Source organism: Alteromonas sp. M12 (assembly GCF_037478005.1).
Lineage (GTDB): Bacteria > Pseudomonadota > Gammaproteobacteria > Enterobacterales > Alteromonadaceae > Aliiglaciecola > Aliiglaciecola lipolytica_A.
The window spans coordinates 2412120-2429159 of record NZ_CP144164.1; the positions used below are offsets into that span (position 1 = coordinate 2412120).

Consider the following 17040-nt stretch of genomic DNA (forward strand, 5'->3'; position numbering starts at 1 on the left):
TTTGACTAACGGCTTTACAATCTATATTATGCGCGCCCTATGCAGAAAGTGAAATTGCCCAAGTTTATCGAACCAGTCAAAAGTGCTACAAAACGCTCTGATTATCAGGGGGTGATGATGACTTCTGACATGGCGCGTTTTCTTAGCGCAGTGGCCACCGCTGCTGATACTGTTGAAGCTGAAGTAAGATTCGATAAAGACGAGCAGGGTCTGAATTTTTTTCAAGGACAACTATCAACATCAGTGGAGCTTGTCTGTCAGAGATGTAATGAGCAATTTGCTCATTCAATTCACACATCATTTTGTTTTAGTCCGATTAGACGGAAAGCAGTTGAAACAGATGATGCAGTTGAATTGCCGGACATTTACGAACCGGTAGAGGTCAATGACCATGGAGAAATCAATCTACTGCAGTTGTTCGAGGATGAACTAATATTGTCTTTGCCTATTGTCGCCCTTCATGCAGAGGAGGATTGCAAAATAAAGCGGGATGAGATGCAGTTTGGTAAGATTGAACCGGCCGATGAACGTCCAAACCCTTTCGCGGTTTTGAAAGAACTTAAGCGAGACTAGGAGTAATGTAATGGCTGTACAAAAGAACAAGAAAACTCGTTCAAAGCGTGGTATGCGTCGTGCACACGATTCTTTGACTGGAGCGACTTTGTCTGTAGATTCAACTTCAGGTGAGACGCATCTTCGTCATCACGTGACTGTTGACGGTTACTACAAAGGCAAAAAAGTTATCGCTGACTAGCAATGACTTTTAGCCGTCTAACCATTGCGTTAGATATTATGGGGGGCGACAACGGCCCCCATGTAACTCTTCCTGCTGCTTTAAAAGCACTGCACGAAATTCCCCATTTGCATTTTATACTTTGTGGTGATGAACAAATCATTTCCAAAGTTATTAGCACCCAAAATAGATCAATCCAAGAACGTGTTGAAATTCAGCATTGCTCAGAACATGTTGCTATGGATGAAAGACCAAGTTCAGCCCTGCGAAATAAAAAAGATTCGTCCATGCGCCGTGCTTTGGAAAGAGTAGAGTGCGGTGATGCTGATGCATGCGTTAGTGCCGGTAATACTGGTGCGCTATTGGCTATTGCTTATCATGTGTTAAAAACCTTACCAGGTATTGACCGGCCAGCCTTAGTATCTGCATTACCCACTGATGATCATCATAAGTTGTTTCTATTGGATTTAGGGGCTAATGTTAATTGTGATTCAGAAACCTTATTTCAATATGCGGTTATGGGATCGGTTTTAGCACAGGAAGTCGCTGGAGTTGATAATCCAAGAGTGGCTTTGCTAAATGTTGGTGAAGAACAAATTAAAGGCAATGACCAAGTAAAATTTACTGCCCAGTTGTTACAACAAGCCCCAGGAATAAATTATACTGGTTTTGTCGAAGGTAATGATATCTTTACTAATTGTGCTGACGTTGTGGTAACTGATGGCTTTGTTGGCAATATCGCTTTGAAAGCTTGTGAAGGTTTAGCGACCCTTGTTTTAGAAGAAGCTAAGCGCGTATCCAATGAAAACTGGTGGACAAAATTATTAGCCAAAATAGCCCTTCCACTGTTAAGAAAAATCTATCGAAGGGTGAACCCCGACCAGTACAACGGCGCTAGTCTGATAGGATTGCGCGGAATTGTGGTCAAGAGCCATGGTAATGCTTCTTCGGATGCTTTCTTGTTTGCGATTAAGGAAGCTGAACAAGAAGTACAACGGCAAGTTCCGAAAAAAATAAAAGATAAAATTGAATCCGTTTTAATGGAGCGCTCTTAAAATATGTACTCAAGAATAATAGGTACTGGAAGTTATTACCCTGCAGAAGTTCGTACCAACGCAGATCTCGAGATGATGGTAGATACGACTGATGAGTGGATAACCGATCGAACGGGAATAAAAGAAAGAAGAATTATAGGAGCGGATGAAACTGCTGCAACAATGGGATATGAGGCATCGCTTAAAGCCATTGAAGCTGCAGGTATTGATAAACGCTCTATAGATATGATTGTGTGTGCCACGACAAGCGGACGATACGCTCTTCCTAGCACCGCCTGTGAAATACAAAAAGCATTAGATATTGACGGCATCCCTGCGTTTGATATCGCTGCTGCATGCGCTGGCTATTGTTATGCCCTGAGTGTTGCAGATCAATACATTAAAACAGGCATGGTTAAACGGGTTTTAGTTATTGGGACGGATTGTTTGTCTCGAATGATCAATCCCGAAGATCGATCAATGCTGATTTTGTTTGGCGATGCTGCTGGCGCAACACTGCTTGAAGCCAGTGAAGAGCCTGGTATTCTGTCAACTCATATTAATGCTGCTGGCTCCTACGGAGATTTGTTACAAATTGGACATGTTGAACATGGCAATGAACAATCTGTGCATGAAAACTGGGGTAGCATGAAAGGAAATGAAGTCTTTAGAGTCGCTGTCACTAAACTTAGTGAAGTCGTCGAGCTGACTTTAAAAGCAAATAATATGGAAAAATCGGATTTAGATTGGTTGGTTCCTCACCAAGCAAACTTCCGGATTATTAAAGCAACGGCCAAAAAGTTAGAAATGTCTTTGGACCAAGTTGTTCTAACCTTAGAAAATTACGGTAATACATCTGCTGCAACAGTGCCAACAGCACTAGATAAAGCAATACGAGATGGGCGTATACAACGTGGCCAAAATCTATTGTTAGAAGCATTTGGTGGTGGATTCGCCTGGGCAGCAGCGCTCGTAAAATATTAATTACTTTTGTTTAAATACACCCAAGGTATGATTTATGACTAAACAAGCTTTTGTGTTTCCCGGTCAGGGATCTCAAACAGTTGGAATGTTAGCCGATCTGGCTGCGAAGTATCCACAAATTCAAACGACTTTTAGTGAAGCTTCTGAAGCCTTAGGTTATGATTTATGGGATTTAGTGCAACATGATGAAAATCAGCAGCTGAATCAAACCCATATAACTCAGCCTGCGCTCCTTACAGCGAGCGTGGCAATCTACAGATTACTCATGGATTTAGGTTACGCCAAGCCAGACTATATGGCTGGGCACAGTTTAGGTGAATATTCTGCGCTAGTGTGTGCCGATGTGATTGGCTTAAAAGAAGCCGTCAAATTAGTCGAAGCTAGAGGACAATTCATGCAACAAGCTGTCCCAGCTGGTGAAGGGGCTATGTATGCCATCATAGGCTTGGCAGATGATTTAATTCTAGAAGCTTGTGAAAAGGCGCAACAACAAACTGGTGAAGTTGTTTCAGCGGTGAATTTTAATTCACCTGGACAAGTGGTTATCGCCGGAACTACCTCAGCTGCAGAAGTCGCAGCAAATTTGTGTAAAGAAGCGGGTGCAAAAAGAGCCTTACCATTATCGGTTAGTGTGCCTTCGCACTGCGCATTAATGAAGCCGGCAGCTGAAAAGTTAGCTGGGTTAATTGAGTCAATTGCATTTGCAGAACCGAGTGTTGCGGTCATTAATAATGTCGATGTAAATTCACCTAAAGACGCAAATAGCATTAAAGACGCACTTGTAAGACAGCTTTATTGTCCGGTCAGATGGACAGAGACTATTGAGTCTTTAGCTAGTCAAAATGTTGAAAAAATATACGAAGTCGGGCCGGGAAAAGTACTTATTGGTCTTATAAAACGTATTAATAAATCCATAGAAACAGACGCTTTGAACACGGTCGAATCAGTCCAAAATCTACTGTAATAGGGTATTAAAATGAACGATTTAAACGGAAAAGTTGCTCTGGTAACTGGGGCAAGTCGAGGTATTGGACGTGCTATCGCAGAGTCACTTGCAGAACAAGGAGCTGTGGTAATTGGCACAGCCACATCTGATAAAGGTGCTGACTCAATTACTGAATACCTGTCTAAATTCGGTGGTCAAGGTCTAACGTTAAACGTAACTGATCAGGCATCTCTTGATGAAGTATTAGCTAAAATTAAAGAAAATCATGGCGAAATCGATATTTTAGTGAATAATGCAGGTGTGACACGTGATAATTTGCTGATGCGAATGAAAGATCAGGAATGGGAAGATATTATAAATACTAACCTAACTCCAATTTTTAAACTGACTAAAGCGGTTTTACGTGGCATGATGAAAAAACGCAATGGTAGAATCGTCAATATTGGTTCAGTTGTTGGAACCACTGGTAACGCAGGGCAAGCAAACTACGCTGCAGCTAAAGCGGGTGTGATAGGTTTTAGTAAATCTACAGCACGTGAAGTTGCTTCACGAGGCATCACAGTAAATGTTGTCGCGCCAGGTTTTATTGATACAGATATGACAAAGTCATTGACTGACGAGCAAAAAGAAGCCATTTTTAAAGATATTCCAGCTAACAGATTAGGTTCGCCAAAAGAGATTGCCGCGGCTGTTAGCTTTTTAGTAAGTGATAATGCTGCTTACATTACGGGTGAAACTATCCATGTAAACGGCGGTATGTATATGGGCTAATAGACATATTAAACAGTCATGCTTTTTAAGGTTGATTGATAATATATTGTTTATTAGACTAATTTGATTCGGTGGTTTGACCAGATAAAAAGTTAATTGTCTTGCTTGCAAGACAGAGGCTAGCTGAATAAACTACCGGAAATTTAAACTCTAGCTACTTATAGGGAAAACTAGAATCATGAGTAACATCGAAGAGCGCGTTAAAAAAATCATCGTCGAGCAATTGGGCGTTAAAGAAGAAGAAGTAAAAGCTGAAGCGTCATTTGTGGATGATTTGGGTGCAGATTCATTAGACACTGTTGAATTGGTAATGGCTTTGGAAGAAGAGTTTGATACTGAGATTCCAGATGAAGAAGCTGAGAAAATTACTACAGTTCAATCTGCAATCGACTACGTTAACGCTAATAAAGACGCGTAAGATACTCCTATAAACGGCTCAATCTGGGCCGTTTTCTTCTTTATACTTAGAATAATGAATTTTATGCGGAGGCCTATGTGTCTAAACGTCGCGTAGTAGTAACTGGTCTTGGCATGCTGACACCATTAGGTGGAGACACCAACACTACATGGGAAGGCATTTTACAAGGTAAAAGTGGAATAGGTCCCATCACATCATTTGATACATCTGATTTTAGCACTCGGTTTGCCGGTGAGATCCAAGATTTTGATGTGGAAAGTTATATCCCCAAGAAAGAAACAAAAAAGATGGACCGCTTTATTCAATTAGGAATAGCCGCGGGAAAACAAGCCTTAGCCGACTCGAAGTTAGAAATAACAGCTGAAAATGCGAAAAGAGTAGGTGTGGCAATTGGTTCCGGTATCGGTGGTTTAGGCCTTATCGAAGAAAACCATAAGAAAATGTTAGCCGGTGGTCCACGAAAACTAACTCCTTTTTTTGTTCCTGCCACTATTACTAATATGATTTCAGGCTTCTTATCTATTTTTGAAGGACTGAAAGGCCCAAATTTAAATATTGTTACCGCTTGTACTACCGGCGTACACAATATTGGTATAGCTGCTCGCACTATCGCTTATGGTGATGCCGATGCAATGTTAGCAGGCGGTGCCGAGTCTTCAATTTCACCTTTGGGATTAGGTGGATTTGCAGCAGCGAGAGCATTATCAACACGCAACGATGACCCGACTAAAGCTAGCCGCCCTTGGGACAAAGACCGAGATGGTTTTGTTATGGGTGAGGGGGCAGGGGTTGTTATGCTTGAAGAGTACGAACAAGCTGTGGCTAGAGGTGCAACCATTTATGCCGAGTTAGTTGGTTTTGGTATGAGCGGTGATGCCTACCACATGACTTCTCCTCCACCTGATGGTGAAGGTGCAGCAGCTGCGATGGAAAATGCATTAAACGATGCCAATCTACCGGCTACTGAAATCGGTTATATTAATGCTCATGGTACTTCTACACCTGCAGGTGATAAGGCTGAAGTCGCTGCGGTAAAACGTATTTTCGGTGCTGCTGCAGATAAAGTTCTGGTCAGTTCAACCAAGTCAATGACAGGTCATTTACTTGGTGCGGCCGGTTCAGTAGAGGGAATCTTTACGCTGTTAGCCTTGCGTGATCAGATTGCGCCTCCCACAATCAACTTGGATAATCCAGGTGAAGGTTGTGACTTAGACTTTGTTGCTAATACGGCAAGAAAAGTTAGTATGGAATATGCATTGTGTAATTCGTTTGGTTTCGGTGGTACTAACGGTTCTTTGTTATTTAAAAGAATGTAGTATCATTTTAAATTGAATTATTGCTTAGCACATTCAATAGTTTAAGATTAAGCCCAGTTCTTACTGGGCTTTTTTGTTGGTAAAAAATGATAATCGAACTTTCCTCTAATGACCGTATATCAAGCAGCGATAGGATTGCAACCTATGGTGACGGTTGTTTTACGACCATGTGTGTAACAAATAATAAAATTGAACTGTTAAATGCACATATAGCGAGATTAAAAGAGGGGTGTGCTCGATTAAAAATCGATTTTACAAATTGGCATAGTTTGCAAGGTAAGCTTGAACAGTTTGGGTTAATTCATGAAAACCAGGTTATAAAGGCAGTCATTTCCAGAGGGTATGGAGGCCGAGGTTATGATACCGCTGGAGTCACGTCGCCACACTGCTATTTGAGTGTTTCTGACATGCCTAAACACTACGCAGATTTAAGTCGACAAGGTTTGACGCTAGGGTTAAGCACTATCCAACTGGCTAAACAACCTTTATTAGCCGGTATTAAACATTTAAATCGATTAGAACAAGTATTAATTAAACACGAAATGCGAAACATGCAGGTTGATGATGTTATTGTGTGTGACACAGATTCGCATGTTATTGAGTGTAGCGCAGCGAATCTGTTTTGGCGCAAAGGAACACAGTGGTTTACACCAAACTTAGATAATTGCGGTGTTTCCGGCGTTATGCGTAACCATATTGTTGATGTAATGGGGAAATCTAAGGTGCCTTTGGCCATATCAAATCATCCTTTGCAGTCGTTACTCGATTGCGATGAAGCATTTATATCCAATAGCCTTATGAAAATTATCAAAGTCAAAACCTTCGTTATTGACGGACAAAAATTAATGTTAGATAGCACTCAAAGTGTCTTTTCTGATTGGTTCAGTGCCAATCAACACGAGGTAGTTTTAAATGAGTAGGTGGTTAAAGTTTTTATTAGCGACCATAGTGTTAAGTTTTGCTGTCATGATTGTATTGGTGTATCAGATAAACACCGCGTTTAACAACCCGTTGAATATAGTGGGTAGTCAAATTTTGGTGGTCGAAAAAGGACAATACGCCCACTCCGTAATAAATAAGTTATATGAACGCTCAATACTAAAGCATCCGGTGCTTATTAAAGCTGCATTAAAACTCGAACCAGAACTAAGTCAAATCAAAGCCGGAACCTATGAGTTGAGTTTAGGAATGAGCGCGCGCAATATGTTTGATAAATTATCCAGAGGATTGGAAAAAACCTATCAAATAAGCTTAATTGAAGGCCTACGTTGGCAAGATTGGTTAGTGCAATTAAACAATCACCCGCATTTAATCAAATCAACAAAAACTGACGAGCAATGGCTGGAGATGTTGTCCCCTGATTTACCGGGTCAGTCTATAGAAGGATGGCTATTGGCAGATACATATCACTTTACCAATGGCACCAAAGTAGAAGACATTGTAAAAACGGCCCATGTAGCATTAAAAAACTACTTAACCAGTGCATGGCAAACCAGACAAATGGATTTACCCTACAATAATCCTTACGAGGCATTAATTATGGCTTCGATTGTGGAAAAGGAAACAGGGGTGCCAATTGAACGTCCAAGAATCGCTGCGGTCTTTGTTAATCGGCTCAATCGTGGAATGCGTTTACAAACAGACCCTACTGTAATCTATGGAATGGGCGATGCATTTGATGGTAATATTAGACGCAAAGATCTGAGACAAGCTACTCCTTATAATACGTATGTTATTAAGCGATTACCTCCAACGCCCATAGCAATGCCAAGCAAACTAAGTATCGATGCCGTATTGCACCCATTGTATACAGAAGAATACTATTTTGTGTCCAAAGGTGATGGCACCCATTATTTCTCAGAAACCTTAAAAGAACACAACCGAGCCGTAAGGCAATATCAACTTAAATAGAAGTAAAAGTAACTAATTGAATGTCTGGTAAATTTATTGTTATTGAAGGCCTAGAAGGTGCGGGTAAAAGCAGCGCAATCGCCACGGTCAAAGAACAGCTCGAACTATCGGGATTAGAGGTGGTTTGTACCCGTGAACCTGGTGGTACGCCTATGGCTGAATCTATTCGTGAATGTGTAAAACATGCTTGGCAGGAAAAAGTGACAATTGAAGCCGAATTGTTATTAATGTATGCCGCTCGTGTGCAATTGCTTGAAAATGTCATCAAACCAAATTTAGCCCAAGGGCGTTGGGTGATTGGTGATCGTCACGATTTATCTTCTCAAGCCTATCAAGGTGGCGGACGAGGTATTTCAAGCCAAAAGATGACTACCTTAAGTCAATTATCATTGAATGGCTTTAAACCTGACTTTACGTTGTATTTGGATGTTGAGCCAACTGAAGGCTTGAAACGAGCTAGAGGCAGGGGAGAGCTTGATAGAATAGAGTTGGAAGACATTTCTTTTTTTGAGCGGACCAGAAATCGATATCTACAATTGTGTGAGCAAGATGACAGCATTTTCACAATCAATACAATGCAGAAAATCGAATTGGTACATCGAGATATTAAGACGGCTTTAACGACCTTTTTAAAGGATCAATCGTGTACCCTTGGTTAGATGAAACCTATCGACAACTTAGTCAACGTGCGCAAAATAGTAGTTTGCATCATGCTCTTTTAGTTAAGGGACCGGTGGGAATTGGCAAAACCGATTTCTGTAATCAATTAGCTAAATCCATTTTATGTAAAAGTCTCTCAAACAAGCCTTGTGGGAGTTGTCAATCTTGTACACTTTTCGATGCACAATCGCACCCTGATTTGCATCGCGTTGTATCTGAGAAACAAATTGGTGTGGATCTGATTCGTGTTGCGATTCAAAAGCTGACTAGCACAGCCCATCTATCGGGTAATAAGACGTTAATTATAGAGCAGGCAGAAAGCATGACTGAGTCTGCTGCAAATGCACTTTTAAAAACCTTAGAAGAGCCCACGGAAAATACATTTTTATTTTTAGTTTCCGCTTATCCTGAACGCTTATTGCCTACGATTATCAGTCGTTGCGAAAAAGTCAATTTACACGCGCCGAGTTTTCAGCAGTGTAAACAGTGGTTAGCCTCCCAAAATGTTGCAGGTGTTAACGACGATATAATTCGTATTTATGGTCAATGCCCATTAAAAATCATTTCTCAGCTGGCCAATAAAGAAGGTTTTACTTTTACTGATTTCACGCAGTCTTTAGATGAGTTAAAAAAAGCACAAACCAGCACTTTAGCACTCGCAGAAAAGTGGCAAAAAGAAGCAGAACAAGTGGTTTTATGGCTGCAATATGATTTGTCACAACTAGCAATGACGGGACTGCATAATAGCTTGTTATGGAAGCTAGAAGATAAATTAATAAAAGCCTCAATTGCTTTGCAAAATCCCGGCGTGAATCGTTTGTTGATATTATCTGATATGTTGACGGATTATCGTCGGTTAATTAGCCAATAAAAAATTATAAGAGGAGTTATTTTTGTTTGTTGATTCCCATTGTCATTTAGACAAATTAGACAAAACAAGCGCAGAACTTAAAGAGGTTATTCACTTTGCTAAACAGCGCGGAGTTGAACACTTTCTATGTGTGGCTGTGTCGGTAAAAGACTTCCCACAAATGTTATCTAAAGTCACTGAACTTGATGACGTTTCTGTATCCTGCGGAGTTCATCCACTGCATCAAGAAGATGCATGCAGTTATGCTGACTTATTAGCCATGGCGTCAAGACCCGAGGTGGTGGCTGTGGGTGAAACTGGTTTAGACTACTTCTACAGTAGCGACACCAAAGAGGTACAGCTGGTATCTTTTGTTGATCATATAAAAGTTGCCAACGAGTTATCGAAACCACTGATTATTCATACTCGTGATGCCCGTGAAGATACTTTAGCGTTGTTACGAGAACACAAAGCTGAACATACTAAAGGCGTTCTGCACTGTTTTACTGAATCTTTAGAAATGGCGGAAGCTGCTATTGAAATGGGCTTTTATATTTCGATTTCAGGAATAGTTACGTTTAAATCTGCTCAAGAGCTGCAAGCAGTAGTGAAAGCATTGCCATTAAACAAGTTGTTAATTGAAACTGATTCACCATGGTTGGCTCCAATACCTTATCGTGGCAAACAAAATCAACCTGGTTATGTGGTCGAAGTGGCCGAATTTATCGCTCAACTTAAAGGCGTGAGTGTTGAAGAACTAGCAGCGGTGACAACTCAAAACTTTTACGATTTGTTTGATGGAATAACCCGTAGATAAACAATAATCTCTGATAAGGCTAGTTTAGACTATAGTTTGTACTTAAATTATTTAGCGTTAGGAGTCGTTTCAGTTGAAAAATCGTTTAAAAACGTTCCTAGTCTGTTTATCAATACCATTTTTTTTAGTTCATGCAGTAGAGTGTGACTTTGATTCTTGGCAAAATTACCAACAAGAAAGGTTGTTACTTAATTCATCTAAGTCAGCCTTTATTTTTCAAACTGAACATAAAGCGATAGACGCTGACGGTGCGCCAAACGCTTATCACCCCGATAATACGGGGTTAGATAATTATTTAAATGCAGGCTATCCAAACCATAGTTGGTGGAATTCTGTTTTAGTTCAAGATCCAAATGATCCAACAAAGCCCTATATTCAAGAAGATGGTGAGTTTGCGGGCTATTTTATATCCAAAACGTCTTTGTTTGATAAAAATAAAGATATGTTGGACGTGTCTCGATATGTTGATGCAACCAAAATTCCGTATTTAGTTTTTCCCGGTAAATTTTACAGTAAAAAAGGGACAGGCCGCCTAGGTGATATTGGCATGGCTTTTAACCTCAAATCCGGTGAAAGTAGTGCCTTTGTAGTGGCAGATGTGGGTCCTTCGAACGCCAGTTTGGGAGAGATATCTATGGCTTTAGCCGAAAATCTTGGTGGAACGAATGTAAATCCACGAAATGGGGCTGGCAAACCAAAAGGAAATATTCTTTACGTATTATTCCCATATTCGTCGAAAAAATATCCTTGGCCATTAGATATTGAAGAAATACATAGTGTTGGCAAAGAGTTAGTAGAATCGGTTGGTGGTGCCGAAAGTCTTTTGGCTTGTTCAGCATCAATGTAAAGGTGCCATTACGATGGTAAATAGAAGATAGTTAGGAGTTTTTGTAGATGCGATTTTTAGTAGGTCTTTTTAGTCTTGCCGTGGTTGTGAGTCTTAGCGGTTGTGTGGTGATCCATAAGGAATCATCAGTCGATACCACTAATGAGTTAACCAATTTGAATAGTACTTTGTGGATGCAAACCTCTGCAGAATACCAAGCAAACGCGCTACAAACCTATAAAGCGGCAGAGCTGCAATTAACCAATGCGTTAAATGATACAAGTTGGACTTCAGCCGTAGAACAACAAAATAATTATGCTAATTTACCACCAGCTATTGTATTAGATATAGATGAAACAGTGCTCGATAACTCACAGTTTCAAGCTGATATGATTTTGCATAATCACACCTATGACTCAAAAAAATGGGATCAATGGGTGGCGATGCAAGCCGCACCAGAGATTCCAGGAGCAGTGGCATTTATCAACCATGCTCAACAAATGGGTATAGAGATTATTTATATTACCAACCGAGAATGTAAGGCCAGAAAAAGTGTTTCAGATAGCTGTCCACAAAAGCAGGAAACCATAAATAACCTAAAGAATGTAGGCATAAAACAGGTTAATGCTAAGCAATTATTTCTAAAAAAAGAAAAATCAACTTGGAGTTCTGAAAAACAATCAAGACGTGAATTGGTTGCACAGTCCTATCGTATCATCATGTTGATCGGTGATGATCTAGGCGACTTTTTACCGAATGTGAAATCTGCTATTTCATCAACTACGCGAAAAGAATTAGTCACTCAATACCAAGATAATTGGGGAGTGAAATGGTTTGTTTTAGGCAATCCTACTTATGGTTCATGGATACAGGTTTTAGACAAACCAACACTTCAAAACCTCAAGGGACTTTGATTGTTAGTTAGTCACAAAATCGATGTGGTATTCATTTTAAATTTACGCACGAATGTGCCTAAGCTCTAAATTAACCATCGTTGACCATAAATTTCCTAATTATGGCTTTTGTACACTTTCGTTACAGAGCCATATTAGCCATTAAATTTTAACCTTTAATACTAAATATAAAATAACCATGCTTAGATTATCCTACCTGCGTTTACCTTATGGAGAATTCATGTTTCGAATACTACTAGTTATATTGGCTTTTGCTCCCGTTATCGCCAACGGTTGCGAATTTGAGGAGCTGTCTTTTTCAGCTAATTTTGAATCAGGACGTTTAGATAATTGCGAATTAAATCAAAGCGGGCAATACGTGCTAACTTTTATGCCTGAAGATAAGACCGTCAACCCCAGTCCTTGGTATTATTTTAGTGTTCAAACAAAGGTGCCTAAAACCGTAAATATATTATTAACCTTTGAAGGATATACACCCAGGTACCTTCCTAAAGTCAGCAAAGATCAAGTTAACTGGAATGGTTTAGCATTTGATACAAATGAGCAGGGTATGTTAGTTGAACTTGATGTTAGTTCAACACCAACCTATGTTGCAGCTCAACGACCCGTTCCCAATGATGCTTACACAACTTGGCTCAAATCAGCGGGTAATAAATTTAACATACAAGCCTTTAGTTTAGGCAACTCTTCTGAAGGTCGTGCTATTTCAGCTTTCGTATTGGAAAATAAAGATAATACCGAATGGGTTGTTTTTATTGGCCGTCAACATCCACCTGAAGTAACTGGGGCGGTGGCAATGTTTTCTTTTTTAGATGAATTCCTAACCACTACAGCTAGCCAAAAAGCATTTCTATCTCGTTTTAATGTGTTGGTTGTGCCTAATTTAAATCCTGATGGTGTTGCGAATGGGCATTGGCGACATAATCTTGGTCATAAAGATCTTAATCGGGATTGGAATACCTTCTCGCAACCTGAAACCAAAGCGGTGAAAACATATTTAGATAAGATCACCCAAGGCGGCGGTAAAATAGTGATGGGAATGGACTTCCACTCAACTTATAACAATGTTTTTTACAGCATTCCGATGGAAGAAAATATTGCTCCTACATCTTTGGTAATAGATTGGTTAGCCGCACTGCAAGAAAAAACCAAAGGTGTATTTAAAGTGGTTGATAAACCCGGCACATCTCCTGGAAAAGGGGTTTTTAAACAATTTATTGCCGACACTTATAAAGTACACGGTGTGACATACGAAGTGGGTGACAATGAACCGGATGAAAAAACCCGCTATGTTGCTAGGCATGCTGCCAATACGTTGATCAGTACTCTTATTGCCACGGCACCAGAATCTTTTTATATCGATAACTGCAAACAAACTAACTGCGAGAAATAATCATGAAAAAAATAGTTAACCAGGGAATAGCAGCAAGTTTATTGTGTGTAATAACTAGTTTTGCAAATGTTGCACTGGCACAAAACCAAGAAGATGTAACGTCCACTAACAAATACCAACCGGTAATGAAACAAATTGCTAAGACCATGTGGGAGTCACCTGAATTAGGCTTTCTTGAGCATAATAGTAGTGCGCTGATGCAAAAAGTACTGACTGAACGCGGATTCACCGTAAAAGCAGGGATCGCAGGAATGCCAACTGCTTTTGTTGCACAATACGGTGAAAGTGGACCAGTAATTGGTTTACTCGCTGAAATGGATGCGCTTCCAGGAATGGGAGTCAATAATACACCTGATAAACAGCCGATTGTAAGTAATGATCATGTACATGATGGACATGCTTGTGGCCACAACTTGTTTGCAGGTGGCGTAATTGGATCTGCGTTGGCGCTAGCTGATTATTTAGATGAACACCCCAAACAAGGTCGGATAAAAGTGTTTGGCACGCCAGCTGAGGAGGGCGGTTCTGGTAAAGTGTATATGGTGAGGGAAGGTTTGTTCAATGAGGTGGACGTTGCCTTACATTGGCATCCATCGGATAGCACAACAGCAGCTCCGTATACTTCACTGGCCAACAAAAGCGGTAAGTTTCGTTTCTATGGCGTAGCGGCACATGCTGCCGCGGCACCTGATAAAGGGCGTTCTGCGTTAGATGGAGTGGAAGCTATGAACATGATGGTAAATTTAATGCGGGAGCATGTTCCAGACGGCACTCGTATTCACTATGTTATTACCCATGGTGGCACAGCGCCAAATATTGTTCCTGAGTTTGCCGAAGTATATTACTACGTCCGCTCTCCAGAACCTGCGGTGGTATTATCTCTGTGGGATAGAGTCACTAATGCGGCAAATGGTGCTGCACTTGGTACCCAAACCAAAGTAGAGGTCGAAGTTACCGGTGGTGTATGGAGTGTGCTTCCTAACGTTGCCTTATCTAGGTTAGCCGACCAAGCTATCTTAGCTGCCAAACCTATTGAATTATCCAAAGATGAACAACAATTTGCTAAAAAAATCAGTCAAACCTTAAACCATTCTTTTAGTGATGATGAGCACAGCACGGCGCTTCCATTTAGTGAAAAAATTGCTGTATGGTCAGCTTCTACCGATGTGGGTGATGTTAGTTGGCAGGTGCCTACCGTAGGAATCTCAAGTGCTACCTGGGTAAGAGGAACACCCCCCCATACTTGGCAAGCTTCAGCAATGAGTGGTACAGGTATCGGATATAAGGGCATGTATTTAGCCAGTGATGTATTAACGAAAACCGCAATCAGTTTGTTCGCGGATCCTGATAATCTTAAAGCAGCGAAAAAAGAATACCTTGAAAGAAAAGACTCGTTGAAATATAAGTCTATGATTGGTGATCGTGCTCCAGCTCTCGAATATAGAAAAAAATAAGTGCTAATAGCTGTATTAAGCTAATTTTTTAGGATAGAGAAAAGTAAATACTTCTCAAAAGTAAACCCAAAGCAAGGGAAGAAAATATGAAATTATTCAAAATATGCATCACAACAGCAATGACACTTAACTTAGTGGCTTGTTTTAGTAATCCTCAAATGCCAGAGAGTAAGCAAGACGTTAAATTAGTAGTTCAACAACAAACTAATCAAGACGAAACGGCTGCATTTTTAGCCTTGATGGACAAACAAACTAAAGGGTTATTGCAGCGCACACCAACACTGGCGACAACCTTAGGTGTTTCGGAAGAATATTTCGGGGGGGGCTTTAACCACAAACTTGCAGACTATTCCGTTGAAAATATTGCCAATTCAAAAGTTTTACGAGATTCAATGGAAGCTGAATTATTGAAAATTGACCGTTCACTATTAGTTGGAACTGCGGCAACGACTTATGATGTTTTAGCTAATGCCATTGCAATGACAAAACGATTTGAACCCTATGTATTCGGCGCATTTGATCCACTTTCAATTTATACCCCCTATTCAATAACTCAGTTAACGGGTATACACATAGACTTACCAAGATCCCTTCAAACTGAACAGCCTCTAAATAATAAAGCGGATGTAGAAAACTATCTGACGAGATTGAGTTTGTTAGAAGAAGCGTTTACAGATATGGCTGATGTTGTGGGCTTAGATGCCAAACACGGTGTAATCCCACCTAAATTTGCCATTGAAGGTGCGTTAAATGTGATCAATGGCATGACGAGTTCCATTCCCGCTGAAAACCCACTAGTAGTGGTGTTAGATAACCGTTTAAAATCGGTGGAAGGTATTAGTGATGCAGAGCGCGCAGAGTATGTTAAACGTGCTCAAAAAATCACATTGGAAAAAGTCTATCCAGGTTATGCCAGACTTCACCAAGCACTTACTGCCACTTTAGCCTCAGCACAAAGTGAACCAGGTATTTGGGCGCTGCCCGATGGTGAAAAACGCTATGATTTAGCGCTGCAAAACTTTGGTGCTGGCGATTTGAACGCCGAACAAATTCATCAACTAGGGTTAAACGAAGTTGCCCGCATTAAGGCTGAACTAGATTTACTCCTAAAGTCTGTCGGTTACTCGCAAGGCGATGTTATCGAAAGAGTCATTAGCTTGTCAGAAGATCCTGCCAATTTATATCAAAATACCGATGAAGGGCGAGACAAGTTATTGACTGATCTTAACTCACAAATGCGAGAAGTAGAGTTATTACTACCTAATATTGTTAACACTATTCCAAAAGCCGAAGTTGAAGTGCGTCGTATATCAATTTATGAACAAGACAACTCTCCTGGTGGTTATTATACCTCACCAAACCTAGACGGTTCTCGTCCCGGCATTTTTTGGATCAATTTAAAGGATACAGCTGACTGGCCAATCCCGTCGTTGCCGACTCTGGTTTATCATGAAGCGAGTCCAGGTCACCACCTGCAAGTTAGTATCGCTCAAGAAATTGAAGATATGCCTATGATTCGTAATATGCTGTGGTTTAGTTCGTATGGGGAAGGATGGGCGCTTTATGCTGAATTACTTGCTAAAGAACTGGGCTTATACGATGACGATCCTCTAGGTGATATTGGTCGATTGCAATCAGATCTTTTTAGGTCCGCTCGACTCGTGGTAGACACGGGAATCCATTACAAGAAGTGGAGTAGAGAACAGGCAATTGACTGGATGTACAAAAATACTGGGCAAAGTGTCGCATCCATAACCAGAGAAGTAGAGCGCTATGCTGTCATGCCAGGACAAGCGACCTCTTATAAATTGGGGCAAATTCGTATTCTTGAATTACGTAAATTGGCTAAAGAAAAATTGGGAGATAAATTTTCTTTGCCAGAATTTAACGATCAAATACTTATCCATGGCGCGGTTAATTTAACTGTATTGACAGATAATATACATGCATGGATAGATTCAAAAATCTAAATTTGTATATGCAAGAATTAAAATCTTGTATTGCTACTCGAAG

Annotated in this window: 18 protein-coding genes; all 18 read left to right on the plus strand. The window is 40.5% G+C overall.

Annotated elements, in window-relative coordinates:
• Positions 1-39 precede the first annotated feature (39 nt).
• Complete coding sequence (gene yceD, locus VUI23_RS10295) at positions 40-573, plus strand: 23S rRNA accumulation protein YceD (RefSeq protein WP_216046541.1); 534 nt, start codon at positions 40-42, stop codon at positions 571-573.
• A gap of 10 nt (positions 574-583) precedes the next feature.
• On the plus strand, positions 584-754 hold the full coding sequence (gene rpmF / locus VUI23_RS10300) for a 50S ribosomal protein L32 (RefSeq protein WP_216046542.1): 171 nt from the start codon (positions 584-586) through the stop codon (positions 752-754).
• Positions 755-756: 2 nt separating this feature from the next.
• Positions 757-1788 (plus strand): phosphate acyltransferase PlsX, encoded by a 1032-nt coding sequence (gene plsX / locus VUI23_RS10305; protein ID WP_216046543.1) that lies wholly within the window; start codon positions 757-759, stop codon positions 1786-1788.
• 3 nt (positions 1789-1791) lie between these two features.
• Complete coding sequence (locus VUI23_RS10310) at positions 1792-2751, plus strand: beta-ketoacyl-ACP synthase III (RefSeq protein WP_303499883.1); 960 nt, start codon at positions 1792-1794, stop codon at positions 2749-2751.
• A gap of 34 nt (positions 2752-2785) precedes the next feature.
• The gene (gene fabD, locus VUI23_RS10315; RefSeq protein WP_216046545.1) at positions 2786-3715 is read left to right on the plus strand and encodes an ACP S-malonyltransferase; all 930 of its coding nucleotides are present in this window, start codon (positions 2786-2788) and stop codon (positions 3713-3715) included.
• A 12-nt stretch (positions 3716-3727) separates the two neighbouring features.
• On the plus strand, positions 3728-4468 hold the full coding sequence (gene fabG, locus VUI23_RS10320) for a 3-oxoacyl-ACP reductase FabG (RefSeq protein WP_216046546.1): 741 nt from the start codon (positions 3728-3730) through the stop codon (positions 4466-4468).
• Between the two features lie 178 nt (positions 4469-4646).
• The gene (gene acpP / locus VUI23_RS10325; RefSeq protein ID WP_008844663.1) at positions 4647-4886 is read left to right on the plus strand and encodes an acyl carrier protein; all 240 of its coding nucleotides are present in this window, start codon (positions 4647-4649) and stop codon (positions 4884-4886) included.
• Between the two features lie 77 nt (positions 4887-4963).
• The gene (gene fabF, locus VUI23_RS10330) at positions 4964-6202 is read left to right on the plus strand and encodes a beta-ketoacyl-ACP synthase II (RefSeq protein ID WP_216046547.1); all 1239 of its coding nucleotides are present in this window, start codon (positions 4964-4966) and stop codon (positions 6200-6202) included.
• An 86-nt stretch (positions 6203-6288) separates the two neighbouring features.
• Positions 6289-7122 (plus strand): aminodeoxychorismate lyase, encoded by an 834-nt coding sequence (gene pabC, locus VUI23_RS10335; protein WP_342808157.1) that lies wholly within the window; start codon positions 6289-6291, stop codon positions 7120-7122.
• The gene (gene mltG / locus VUI23_RS10340) at positions 7115-8113 is read left to right on the plus strand and encodes an endolytic transglycosylase MltG (RefSeq protein WP_216046549.1); all 999 of its coding nucleotides are present in this window, start codon (positions 7115-7117) and stop codon (positions 8111-8113) included. Before pabC ends, mltG begins: the two co-directional genes overlap by 8 nt.
• Before the next feature lie 20 nt (positions 8114-8133).
• Positions 8134-8772, plus strand: a complete 639-nt coding sequence (gene tmk, locus VUI23_RS10345; RefSeq protein WP_303499886.1) for a dTMP kinase — start codon at positions 8134-8136, stop codon at positions 8770-8772.
• Positions 8757-9644, plus strand: coding sequence for a DNA polymerase III subunit delta' (holB, locus tag VUI23_RS10350; protein ID WP_216046551.1), 888 nt, complete (start codon positions 8757-8759; stop codon positions 9642-9644). The genes tmk and holB overlap by 16 nt, the downstream gene beginning before the upstream one ends.
• A gap of 22 nt (positions 9645-9666) precedes the next feature.
• The gene (locus VUI23_RS10355) at positions 9667-10440 is read left to right on the plus strand and encodes a YchF/TatD family DNA exonuclease (RefSeq protein WP_216046552.1); all 774 of its coding nucleotides are present in this window, start codon (positions 9667-9669) and stop codon (positions 10438-10440) included.
• 73 nt (positions 10441-10513) lie between these two features.
• Positions 10514-11287, plus strand: a complete 774-nt coding sequence (locus tag VUI23_RS10360; RefSeq protein WP_303499887.1) for a glycoside hydrolase family 75 protein — start codon at positions 10514-10516, stop codon at positions 11285-11287.
• A gap of 47 nt (positions 11288-11334) precedes the next feature.
• Positions 11335-12180 (plus strand): HAD family acid phosphatase, encoded by an 846-nt coding sequence (locus VUI23_RS10365; protein ID WP_216046554.1) that lies wholly within the window; start codon positions 11335-11337, stop codon positions 12178-12180.
• 220 nt (positions 12181-12400) lie between these two features.
• Positions 12401-13573, plus strand: a complete 1173-nt coding sequence (locus VUI23_RS10370; protein ID WP_216046555.1) for a M14-type cytosolic carboxypeptidase — start codon at positions 12401-12403, stop codon at positions 13571-13573.
• A 2-nt stretch (positions 13574-13575) separates the two neighbouring features.
• Complete coding sequence (locus VUI23_RS10375) at positions 13576-15027, plus strand: amidohydrolase (RefSeq protein ID WP_342808159.1); 1452 nt, start codon at positions 13576-13578, stop codon at positions 15025-15027.
• Positions 15028-15113: 86 nt separating this feature from the next.
• Positions 15114-16997: a DUF885 domain-containing protein gene (locus tag VUI23_RS10380; RefSeq protein ID WP_342808161.1), complete on the plus strand. Its 1884-nt coding sequence runs from the start codon at positions 15114-15116 to the stop codon at positions 16995-16997.
• Positions 16998-17040 lie beyond the last annotated feature (43 nt).

Excerpts from the sequence above, each read along its gene's own strand:
- yceD (WP_216046541.1), top strand. The coding sequence starts at position 40 with ATGCAGAAAGTGAAATTGCCCAAGTTTATCGAACCAGTCAAAAGTGCT.
- fabG (WP_216046546.1), top strand. The coding sequence starts at position 3,728 with ATGAACGATTTAAACGGAAAAGTTGCTCTGGTAACTGGGGCAAGTCGA.
- VUI23_RS10310 (WP_303499883.1), top strand. The coding sequence starts at position 1,792 with ATGTACTCAAGAATAATAGGTACTGGAAGTTATTACCCTGCAGAAGTT.
- VUI23_RS10380 (WP_342808161.1), top strand. The coding sequence starts at position 15,114 with ATGAAATTATTCAAAATATGCATCACAACAGCAATGACACTTAACTTA.
- pabC (WP_342808157.1), top strand. The coding sequence starts at position 6,289 with ATGATAATCGAACTTTCCTCTAATGACCGTATATCAAGCAGCGATAGG.
- VUI23_RS10375 (WP_342808159.1), top strand. The coding sequence starts at position 13,576 with ATGAAAAAAATAGTTAACCAGGGAATAGCAGCAAGTTTATTGTGTGTA.
- mltG (WP_216046549.1), top strand. The coding sequence starts at position 7,115 with ATGAGTAGGTGGTTAAAGTTTTTATTAGCGACCATAGTGTTAAGTTTT.
- acpP (WP_008844663.1), top strand. The coding sequence starts at position 4,647 with ATGAGTAACATCGAAGAGCGCGTTAAAAAAATCATCGTCGAGCAATTG.
- tmk (WP_303499886.1), top strand. The coding sequence starts at position 8,134 with ATGTCTGGTAAATTTATTGTTATTGAAGGCCTAGAAGGTGCGGGTAAA.
- fabD (WP_216046545.1), top strand. The coding sequence starts at position 2,786 with ATGACTAAACAAGCTTTTGTGTTTCCCGGTCAGGGATCTCAAACAGTT.
- VUI23_RS10370 (WP_216046555.1), top strand. The coding sequence starts at position 12,401 with ATGTTTCGAATACTACTAGTTATATTGGCTTTTGCTCCCGTTATCGCC.
- VUI23_RS10365 (WP_216046554.1), top strand. The coding sequence starts at position 11,335 with ATGCGATTTTTAGTAGGTCTTTTTAGTCTTGCCGTGGTTGTGAGTCTT.
- plsX (WP_216046543.1), top strand. The coding sequence starts at position 757 with ATGACTTTTAGCCGTCTAACCATTGCGTTAGATATTATGGGGGGCGAC.
- rpmF (WP_216046542.1), top strand. The coding sequence starts at position 584 with ATGGCTGTACAAAAGAACAAGAAAACTCGTTCAAAGCGTGGTATGCGT.